General features: G+C 64.4%; 4 protein-coding genes and 1 rRNA gene. 4 read left to right on the top strand and 1 reads right to left on the bottom strand.

The window, feature by feature from the left end; translation table 11 throughout:
* Positions 1 to 108 precede the first annotated feature (108 nt).
* From rrf to recD, 4 genes are all read left to right on the top strand, one after another.
* A 5S ribosomal RNA gene (rrf, locus tag ACODSK_RS16095) occupies positions 109 to 224 on the top strand.
* 144 nt (positions 225 to 368) lie between these two features.
* The gene (gene recC / locus ACODSK_RS16090) at positions 369 to 3,845 is read left to right on the top strand and encodes an exodeoxyribonuclease V subunit gamma (protein ID WP_489017472.1); all 3,477 of its coding nucleotides are present in this window, start codon (positions 369 to 371) and stop codon (positions 3,843 to 3,845) included.
* Entirely contained in the window at positions 3,842 to 7,531 is a 3,690-nt protein-coding gene (gene recB / locus ACODSK_RS16085) for an exodeoxyribonuclease V subunit beta (protein WP_489017470.1), read from the top strand. The genes recC and recB overlap by 4 nt, the downstream gene beginning before the upstream one ends.
* Positions 7,528 to 9,609 (top strand): exodeoxyribonuclease V subunit alpha, encoded by a 2,082-nt coding sequence (recD, locus tag ACODSK_RS16080; protein WP_489017468.1) that lies wholly within the window; start codon positions 7,528 to 7,530, stop codon positions 9,607 to 9,609. Before recB ends, recD begins: the two co-directional genes overlap by 4 nt.
* A gap of 58 nt (positions 9,610 to 9,667) precedes the next feature.
* Here recD and ACODSK_RS16075 read toward each other — a convergent pair whose 3' ends face one another.
* Positions 9,668 to 10,615 (bottom strand): LysR family transcriptional regulator, encoded by a 948-nt coding sequence (locus ACODSK_RS16075; RefSeq protein WP_489017466.1) that lies wholly within the window; start codon positions 10,613 to 10,615, stop codon positions 9,668 to 9,670.
* Between the last annotated feature and the right edge of the window lie 33 nt (positions 10,616 to 10,648).

Genomic DNA, 10,648 nt, shown 5'->3' with positions numbered 1-10,648 from the left:
AAGCCAGATTGTGGTGGTGAAGACGAAAGAACCGAAAGTTCTGCGAACCACAAATGTCACATACCCGATTTGCTGAAGCGTCGAAAGACGAGTCGGCAGCCAGAATTTCTTGACGACCATAGAGCGTTGGAACCACCTGATCCCATCCCGAACTCAGCAGTGAAACGACGCATCGCCGATGGTAGTGTGGAGCTTCTCCATGTGAGAGTAGGTCATCGTCAAGATTCAATTCCGAAACCCCTATCTGCGTATGCAGGTAGGGGTTTTGTCTTTAATGGGTCGAAATAAATGGACCCACGTCCTGCCTGACCCAGGGAACCAGCTCCATGCTATGTTCCTTTTCTTTCTCGACTGCCCAGGGACGCCCCATGTCGCACACCAGCACGCTACTTCCGGGATTCATGGTTGTTCACGGCAACCGCCTGGATGAACTGCGCAGTCTGGTAGTCAGCTGGATGCGCCGCTATCCCCTGGCACCGCTGGAAAACGAGATCGTCCTGGTGCAGAGCAACGGGATTGCCCAGTGGCTGAAGCTGGCCCTGGCTGAGGATCCAGAAGAGGACGACATGGGCGGTAGCGGCATCGCTGCTGCCATCGAGGTACAGCTCCCCGGCAGTTTCATGTGGCAGCTCTACCGCAAGGTCCTGGGGCGCGAAGAGATCCCGGAAACGTCCCTGCTCGACAAGGCCCCCCTAACCTGGCGCCTGATGCGTCTGTTACCTGAACTTATCCACAAGCCCCACTTCGAGCCCCTGCAACGCTTCCTTCTTGATGACAGCGACCTGCGCAAGCGCTATCAACTGGCCGAGCGCCTGGCAGACCTGTTCGACCAATACCAGGTCTACCGGGCCGACTGGCTGAAAGAATGGGCCGCTGGCCGCCATTCCGTGATCAATGCCCGTGGCGACGCCAAACCGCTATCCCCGGCCAACTGCTGGCAAGCCGAGCTCTGGCGCGCGCTACTGCTCGACGTCGGCGAAGAAGGCATGGCGCAAAGCCGCGCGGGAGTTCATCAGCGTTTCATCGATCGTATCAATAGCCTGGAACAGGCCCCGGCAGGATTGCCCTCCCGAGTGATCGTCTTCGGTATTTCCTCGTTGCCCGCCCAGGCGCTGGAAGCTCTGGCCGGGCTCGCACGCTTCAGCCAGGTACTGCTCTGCGTGCACAATCCTTGCCGCCACCACTGGGCCGATATCGTTGCCGACAAGGACCTGCTGCGTCACCAATACAAGCGCCAGCAACGCAAACACGGTATGACCGGGCCGATCGACGCCGACAGCCTGCACCAGCATGCCCACCCCCTGCTCGCCGCGTGGGGCAAGCAAGGTCGCGACTACATCAACCTGCTCGACAGCTATGACGACCCGGCCAGCTACCGCACCGCCTTCAGCGATGGCCGTATTGACCTGTTCAGTGACGACGAACCCAAGCACCTGCTCGGCCAGCTCCAGGACGACATCCTGGAACTGCGTCCCTTGTCTGAAACCCGCGAACTATGGCCAGACGTCGACCCGAAAAAGGACCCGTCCGTACGCTTCCACATTGCCCACAGCGCCCAGCGCGAAGTGGAGATCCTTCACGATCAGTTGCTCGCCCGTTTCAGCGCCGACCCGGCACTGCGCCCCCGTGACGTGATCGTCATGGTCCCGGACATCAATGCTTATGCACCACATATCCGCGCCGTCTTCGGCCAGCTCGAGCGCAGCGACACGCGTTTCATCCCCTTCACCCTCACCGACCAGGGCCAGCGTGGCCGCGATCCGCTGCTGATCGCCCTGGAACACTTGCTCAAGCTTCCTGACAGTCGCTTCCCGGTCAGTGAAATCCTCGACCTGCTCGACGTCCCCGCGCTGCGCGCGCGCTTCGCTATCAAGGAAAGCGATCTGCCGACCCTGCATCGCTGGATCGAGGGTGCGGGCGTCCGTTGGGGCCTGAATGCCGAACAACGCGCCAGCCTTGGCCTGCCGGATCGACTGGAGCAGAACAGCTGGCGTTTCGGCCTGCGCCGCATGTTGCTGGGGTATGCGGTCGGCGCGGGTGACAGTTGCGACGGCATCGTCCCCTACGACGAGATCGGCGGGCTCGACGCCGCCCTGATCGGTCCCCTGGTCGCTCTGCTCGACGCTCTTGAGGTCGCCCACGCCGAGCTGTCGCAACCGGCGAGCGCGGCCCTGTGGGGCGAGCGTCTCAATGCGTTGCTGCAACTCTTCTTCCTCGCCGAAAGTGAGCATGACGACTACCTCCTGGTGCAGCTGCAAACCCTCTGCGACGAGTGGCAGCAGACCTGCGAGGCAGTGGACCTGCAGGATTTGCTGCCGCTCACCGTGGTCCGCGAAGCCTGGCTCGCCGGCCTCGACCAGGGCCGCCTGTCCCAGCGCTTCCTCGCCGGTTCGGTGAACTTCTGCACGCTGATGCCGATGCGCGCCATCCCGTTCAAGGTGGTCTGCCTGCTTGGCATGAATGACGGAGATTATCCCCGCGCCCAGCCGCCCCTGGACTTCGACCTGATGGGCAGCGACTACCGCCCCGGCGACCGTTCGCGCCGCGAGGATGATCGCTACCTGCTGCTTGAAGCCCTGCTGTCCGCCCGAGCCCAGTTGTATGTCAGCTGGGTAGGCCGCAGCATCCGCGACAACAGCGATCGTCCGGCCTCGGTCCTGATCGGCCAGCTACGCGACCACATCGCCGCAGGCTGGCGACTCAAGGGGGCGGCCAGCGATAGCAAGCACGACGCCGGCGAACAACTGCTGGAAAAACTCACTACCGAACACCCATTGCAACCCTTCAGCGCCCGCTACTTCCACCGCGGCAGCGATCTGTTCAGCTATGCCCGGGAATGGCGCAGCCTGCACCTGCCGGATGAGGAAAAGAGCATCGGCAACGATCGCCTGGAGCCGTACCAGAGCGACGAACCACTGACCCTCGCCCTGCTTCAGGACTTCCTCCGACACCCCGTCCGACATTTCTTCAGCCAGCGCCTGAAAGTGTTTTTCGAGTCGCTGGAAGCGCCGCTGGCCGACGACGAACCCTTCGTGCTCGATGCCCTGCAACGCTATAGCCTCAGCGAAAGCCTGCTCGGTGCTGCACTGCTCGACCCGGAGCAAGGCGATGCAGCCTTGCAAGCCCAGGCCCGGCGCCTGCAAGGAAGTGGATTGCTACCCTTGGCCGGCTTCGGTGACCGACTGCGCGACGAACTGATCGAACCGCTACCGGACCTGCTGCAACGCCATCGACAACTGCTGCGGCAATGGCCGACCCGCATCGACAGCGCCCTGCCGATCCGCTTCGAGTCCGGCCCGCTCAAGCTCGAAGGCTGGCTTGGTCGGGTCCAGCAGCGTGCCGACGGTGAGCTGCTGAGCATCACTACCTTGCCCAACAGCATCAGCAGCGGTCGCTCGCTGAAATGGCACCGGCTGACCGCCACCTGGGTCATGCATCTCGCCGCCTGCGCCGTTGGTCACAGATTGCACAGCGCGATCGTCGCCACCGATATCACCCTGATGCTGGCCCCGCTCGAACAGGACCAGGCCAGCGAGGTGCTCGGTAACCTGCTGGTCTCCCGCCAGGCGGGGATGAATGCACCCTTGCCGGTCGCGATCAAGACCGCCTTCGCCTGGCTGGCCGGCAAAGACCCGGAAAAGGCCCTCGCCGACGCCGCGAAAGCCTATGACGGTGATGGCCAACGTGATGGAGAACGCAGTGAAAGCGTGGCCCTGCTCCGTCAGTTCAGTGACTTCGCAGCCCTGACCGAAAGCGAAGAATTCGAAGGCTGGTGCGAAAGCCTCTACAAACCGTTGTTCGAAGCCCGCTGGCAGACCCTGGCCGCAGACGAGGAGCGTCCATGAGCGCCACACCCAAACAGCCGCCCCTGGCGTTGACCTTCCCCCTGCACGGCAGCCAGCTGATCGAAGCCAGCGCCGGCACCGGCAAGACCTTCACCATTTCTGCCCTTTACCTGCGCCTGGTCCTCGGCCACGGCGGCGAGCAGGGATTCGGTCGCGAATTGCTACCCCCGCAGATACTCGTGGTGACCTTCACCGACGCCGCCACCAAGGAACTCCGCGAGCGTATCCGCACCCGCCTGGCCGAGGCCGCGCGCTTCTTTCGTGGCGACCTGGCCGAGGCCGATCCGCTGCTCAGCCAACTTCGTGACGATTATCCCGAGGACACCTGGCCAGCCTGTGCCAACCGCCTCGAAGTCGCCGCGCAATGGATGGACGAAGCTGCCGTTTCCACCATCCACAGCTGGTGCCAGCGCATGCTCCGCGAGCATGCCTTCGACAGCGGCAGCCTGTTCACCCAGACCCTCGAAACCGATCACAGCGAGTTGCTTGGCCAGGTCATGCGCGATTACTGGCGGCGCTTCTGCTACAGCATGCAGGGCGACGCGCTGAACTGGGTGCGGGACAACTGGCACAGTCCGGACGACCTTCTGCCGCGCGTCCGGGCATTGTTTGGTCGTCACGCTGGCGAGGTGGAAGGCCCGGAACCGCAGGAGGTCATAGACGACGTCCTGCGTCGGCGCGGCGAGTCGCTGCGCAGCCTGAAAGCGCCCTGGGTGCAGTGGTCGCAGGAGCTGCTGGCGATCTTCCGCAAAGGCGTGGAGGACAAGGTCGTCAAAGGCAACATGATCCAGGAGCGTTACTTCAAGCCATGGTTCGAAAAGCTTCAGGCCTGGGCCGCAGATGAACAGCAGCAGGACCTGGACATCGGCACCGGCTTCACCCGCCTGACCCCGGAAGGCGTCGCGGCGGCCTGGAAAACCGAGCCACCCAGCCACCCCGCGCTGGACGCCATGGTCGCTCTGCGCGAGCAATTGCAGGCCCTGCCGACGCCTGATGCACGCCTGCTCGAACACGCTGCCGCCTGGGTCTCGCAACGCTTCGAGCAGGAGAAGCGCCGCCGCGCGGAAATGGGCTTCGACGATATGCTCCAGCGCCTCGACCATGCTCTTGCCGGGCCGGCGGGCGAGCGCCTGGCCAGCCTGATTCGCGAGCAGTTCCCGGTGGCCCTGATCGACGAATTCCAGGACACCGACCCGGTGCAATACCGCATCTTCGAATGCATCTACCGCATCGAAGAAAACCAGCAAGACACCGGCCTGTTCCTCATCGGCGACCCCAAGCAGGCAATCTATGCCTTCCGCGGCGCCGATATCTTCACCTACCTTGGGGCCCGCCGCGCCACCACCGGGCGCTTGCACAGCCTGGATACCAACTTCCGCTCGACCCAGCCGATGGTGACTGCGGTCAACCATGTATTCGCCCAGGCCGAGCAACGCCAGCAAGGCCGGGGTGCCTTCCTGTTCCGTGACGCGAAGGGCGAGAACCCGGTCCCCTTCGTATCGGTCAAGGCCCGTGGTCACCAGGAACATCTGCTTGTCGATGGCCAGCCCGTGCCGGCATTGAACCTCTGGCTCCAGGCCAGCGATGCGCCCCTTTCCAACACCCAGTATCGCCAGCAGATGGCGGCAAGCTGTGCGACCCAGATCGTTCACCTGCTCAATGGCGGCCAGCAGGGCAGCGCCGGTTTCCTCCAGGTCGATGGTGACGTGCGCGGCTGCATGCCCTCGGATATCGCCATCCTCGTGCGCGACGGTCGCGAGGCACAGCTGGTGCGTGGTGAGCTGGCTGCCCGGGGTGTTCGCAGCGTCTACCTCTCGGACAAGGACTCGGTGTTCGCCGCCCAGGAGGCCCGCGACCTGCTGGCCTGGCTCAAGGCCTGCGCCGAGCCGGACAACGAGCGCCTGCTCAAGGCCGCGCTGGCCAGCAACACCCTGGGGCAACCGCTGCGTGCCCTGGCACGGCTCAACGAAGACGAAATGCTCTGGGAAAACCGCGTCATGCAGTTCCGCCAATACCGGCTGATCTGGCGGATCCAGGGCGTACTGCCGATGCTGCGCCACCTGCTGCACGATTTCGAACTGCCCAACCTGCTGATGGGGCGCAGCGATGGCGAACGGGTACTGACCAACCTGCTGCACCTGGCCGAACTGCTGCAGCAGGCTGCCACCGAACTGGATGGCGAGCAGGCCCTGATTCGTCATCTCGGCGAACACCTAGCGGCCTCCGGGCAGGCTGGCGAAGAGCAGATCCTGCGCCTCGAAAGCGACGAGCAACTGGTCAAGGTGGTGACCATCCACAAGTCCAAGGGCCTTGAATACGAACTGGTATTCCTGCCCTTCATCTGCACGGCCAAACCGGTGGACGGCAAGCGTCTGCCGCTGGGCTGGCACGATGAACACGGCGTCGCGCACCTGACGCTGAGCCCGACCGACAAACAGATCGCCATGGCCGATGACGAGCGCCTGGCCGAAGACCTGCGCCTGTTCTATGTCGCCCTGACCCGCGCCCGTCAGGCATGCTGGCTCGGCGTCGCCGATCTCAAGCGTGGTACCGGCAAGGAGTCGCTGTTGCATCGCAGCGCGCTCGGCTATCTGCTCGGCGGCGGCCAACCGCTGGCGGACTCCGCCGCTTTGGCCACCTGGCTGGCCGAACTGCAACAAGGCTGCAAGGCCATCAGCAGCCTGCCGCCCCCGCAGCCTGACGAACAGATCTACGTCCCGCCGCGCCAGAGCGCCGAGCTGCTGGCCGTGCGCGAGCCCAAGCGCCGCGCTGCGGAAAACTGGTGGATCGCCTCCTACAGCGCCCTGCGTATCGGCGAGGACGCCCTCGAACTCGACGCCGACGTGCCCCAGGCCCAGCAACTGCTGGATGACGAGCGCCCCGATCCGGATGCCCTGCGCGAAGTGATGGCCACGGCCGGTGACATCCATCGCTTTCCCCGTGGTCCGAACCCCGGCACCTTCCTCCATGGCCTGCTGGAATGGGCCGGGCAACAGGGCTTCGAACGTGTCGCCGCGGCACCCGGGGAACTGCGCGAAACGGTCGCCCAGCGCTGCAATCGGCGTGACTGGAAGGGCTGGATCACGACCCTCGGTGACTGGCTCCAGCACTTGCTGCACACCCCGCTGTCGCTGGGCAACGACAGCAACCCGGTGGCACTCGGGGAGCTCGCGCAGTACCAGATCGAGATGGAGTTCTGGTTCGCCAGCCACCGCGTCGATGTGCAGCGTCTGGACCGCCTGGTCGCCCAACATACCCACCACGGGGCTTCGCGACCGGCGGCCCAGGCGGCCTTGCTCAATGGCATGTTCAAGGGCTTCATCGACCTTGCCTTCGAGCACGACGGGCGCTACTACGTGGCCGACTACAAATCCAACTGGCTGGGCCCCGACGACCTGGCCTACAGCGATGCGACCATGGAAGCGGCGATTCTCGAGCACCGCTACGACCTGCAATACGTCCTTTACCTGCTCGCCCTGCATCGGCAACTGCGTGCCCGCCTGCCGGACTACGACTACGACCGGCACGTCGGCGGGGCGGTCTATATCTTCCTGCGCGGCGCCTACTCGGCGAGCCAGGGCGTGTACTTCGTCAAGCCGCCGCGCACCCTGATCGAACAACTCGATGCGCTGTTCCGTGGTGCGCCGCAGGCGGTACAGCAGGACCTGTTTGGAGACGTCCCATGACCCGTACCTTCGACGACCTGTTGCCGACACCGCTGGATGCCGAGCATCTCGCCACCCTGGCGCCGCTGACCGACAGCGATGATCTGCTGGCCTTGCTCGATCGCTGGGTCGAGCGTGGCTGGTTGCGTGCGCTTGATCGCGCTTTCGTCGGTTTCCTGCGCGATCGTGACCCCCATGGCGACTCACTGGTACTGCTGGCCGCCGCACTGGCGAGTCATCAATTGGGCCACGGTCATGTCTGCCTCGACGTACACAAGACCCTGGCCGAGCCGGACTTCGCCCTGTCCCTGCCGCCGGAAGGCGATGCCCTTGCCGGGCCCTTGCTGCTGCCCTCGCAACTCCTGGAACGGCTGACCGACGAGACCTGGCTGCAACGGCTCCAGGCCAGTGTCCTGGTGGCGGATGGTGATGCCCCGGAGCAGGTGGCTCGGCCGCTGGTGCTCTGCGATGGCCGACTCTACCTGCGCCGTTACTGGACCTATGAACGACAGATCGACAGTGCCCTGCGCCAGCGCCTCTCCCAGGGTGAGGCAACCCCGGTCGACCTGCGTGCGCGCCTCGACAACCTGTTCCTCGAAAGCGCCGAGCCCGGCCAAATCGACTGGCAGAAACTCGCCTGCGCGCTGGCCACCCGCAGCGCCTTCAGCATCATCACCGGCGGCCCTGGTACCGGCAAAACCACCACGGTAGTGCGCTTGCTGGCCCTGTTGCAGGCGCCGGCGGTGGAGGCGGGCAGGCCCCTGCGCATCCGCCTGGCGGCGCCCACCGGCAAGGCGGCCGCGCGTCTGACCGAGTCCATTGGCCAGCAGGTCGAGCGGCTGACGGTCAGCGCCGAAGTCCGTGAGCAGATTCCCTGCGATGTTTCCACCGTGCACCGCTTGCTGGGCAGTCGGCCCAACTCGCGACACTTCCGCCATCACGCGGGCAATCCGCTGCCGCTGGATGTGCTGGTGGTGGACGAAGCCTCGATGATCGACCTCGAGATGATGGCCAACCTGCTCGCCGCTATGCCGGACAATGCCCGCCTGATCCTGCTCGGCGACAAGGACCAACTGGCTTCGGTGGAGGCCGGCGCGGTGCTTGGCGACCTGTGCCGGGATGCCGAGGAAGGCCGCTACAGCCCGCAAACCCGTGCCTGGCTGGAGCAGGTCAGTGGCGAGTCGCTGGCGGCCAGCGGTCTGGAGAGCGGTGATGACGAACGTCATCCACTGGCGCAGCAGGTGGTGATGTTGCGGCGCTCGCGGCGCTTCGGCGAGGGCAGCGGGATCGGCCAACTGGCACGGCTGGTCAATCGCCAGCAAGCCCGTGAGGCGCGTGACTTGCTGGTGAAGGGCGGCTATACCGACGTCTTCGCCTTCGATGTACACGGCGAACACAACCGAAAATTCGACCGGCTGGTGCTGGACGGCTTGGCGCAGGGGGCCGAGGGCCCGCAGGGCTACCGCAATTATCTTCACGCCATTCGCCAGGGCCGTCCCGGCGCCGATCGCGCGCAGGATGATCCGTGCTGGAGCGACTGGGCGCTGGATGTGCTCAAGGCGTTCGAGCGTTTCCAGTTGCTCTGTGCCGTGCGCAAGGGCCCCTGGGGCGTAGAAGGGCTGAACCAGCGGGTTGGCCGGGTGCTGACCGCTGCCGGGCTGATCGAAGGTGACCAGCCCTGGTACGAGGGCCGGCCGGTGCTGGTTACCCGCAACGACTACGGCCTGAACCTGATGAACGGTGATATCGGCATCGCCTTGCGAGTACCGGATGAACACTCCGAAAGCGCCCCGCTGCGGGTCGCCTTCCCGCGCAACGACGGGCGGGGCGGTGTGCGTTTCGTCCTGCCCAGCCGCCTCAGCGAAGTGGAAACCGTGTACGCCATGACCGTGCACAAGTCCCAGGGCTCGGAGTTCGCCCACACCGCGCTGGTGCTGCCGGACGCGCTGAACCCGGTGCTGACCAAGGAGCTGATCTACACCGGAATCACCCGGGCCAAGGACTGGTTCAGCCTGCTCGAACCACGCAAGGGCGTGCTGGAAGAGGCGGTGGAGCGCAGGGTCAAGCGGATTTCCGGGTTGATGCTGGAAAGGGTCTGAGGCCGGGCCTGGAAATCACAGACAAACCCGCTGGGAGCTGGCAAGCCAGCTCCCAGCGTTATTCGGGAAATACCATCTCCCGCGACTCACCCATCAACAACCCGTCATTCCGCTCCGTCACCTCCCTGATGTAATCCCACAGCAAGGTAATCCGCTTCAACTTCCTCAGATCCTCCCGACAGTACATCCAGAACTGCCGGGTTATCTCCACTTCCTCCGGCAACACCGCCACCAGCCTTGGATCCTGCGCTGCCAGGAAACACGGCAGGATCGCCAGCCCGCGCCCCTGCTGCGCCGCCACGTACTGGGCGATCACGCTGGTGCTGCGCAGGTGAGCGCTGGCGTTGGGCAGAAGGTTGTTCAGATAAAGCAGCTCGGAGCTGAACGCCAGGTCATCCACATAGCTGATGAACGGGTGTTCGCCGAGGTCGCTGATCTGGCGGATCGGCGCATGACGATCGAGATAGTCCTGGGTCGCGTACAGTCGCAGCCGGTAGTCGCACAGCTTGCAGCAGACATAGGGCCCATGCTCCGGCCGCTCCAGGGCGATGACGATATCCGCCTCGCGCTTGGACAGGCTGATGAAATGCGGCAGCGGCAGGATATCCACCGAGATCGCCGGCCAGGTGTCGACGAAATGGCTGAGCTGCGGAGTGATGAAGAAACTGCCGAAACCCTCGGTGCAGCCCATGCGCACATGCCCGGACAAGGCCACGCCGGAGCCCGAGACCTGTTCGCAGGCCATATGCAAAGTGCTCTCGATCGACTCGGCATAGCTCAGCAGGCGCTGGCCTTCGGCGGTCAGCACGAAGCCATTGGTCCGCGATTTCTCGAACAGCAAGGTACCCAGCGCCTGCTCCAGCGAGTTGATCCGCCGCGACACTGTCGTGTAGTCCACATTCAGGCGCTTGGCCGCGCTGCTGGCCTTGCGCGTGCGGGCCACTTCGAGAAAGAACTTCAAGTCATCCCAGTTCAACGAACCTAGCGAGGTAATGTTTTTTTGCATGTTGGACCGGCTTTTATGTGCGTTTTTGTTAGA

This window comes from Pseudomonas sp. FG98 (assembly GCF_057808595.1).
Note: the sequence above shows the minus strand (reverse complement) of the source record. Positions and strands in the feature narration are given on the sequence as shown.

Excerpts from the sequence above, each read along its gene's own strand:
- ACODSK_RS16075 (WP_489017466.1), bottom strand. The coding sequence starts at position 10,615 with ATGCAAAAAAACATTACCTCGCTAGGTTCGTTGAACTGGGATGACTTG.
- recD (WP_489017468.1), top strand. The coding sequence starts at position 7,528 with ATGACCCGTACCTTCGACGACCTGTTGCCGACACCGCTGGATGCCGAG.
- recC (WP_489017472.1), top strand. The coding sequence starts at position 369 with ATGTCGCACACCAGCACGCTACTTCCGGGATTCATGGTTGTTCACGGC.
- recB (WP_489017470.1), top strand. The coding sequence starts at position 3,842 with ATGAGCGCCACACCCAAACAGCCGCCCCTGGCGTTGACCTTCCCCCTG.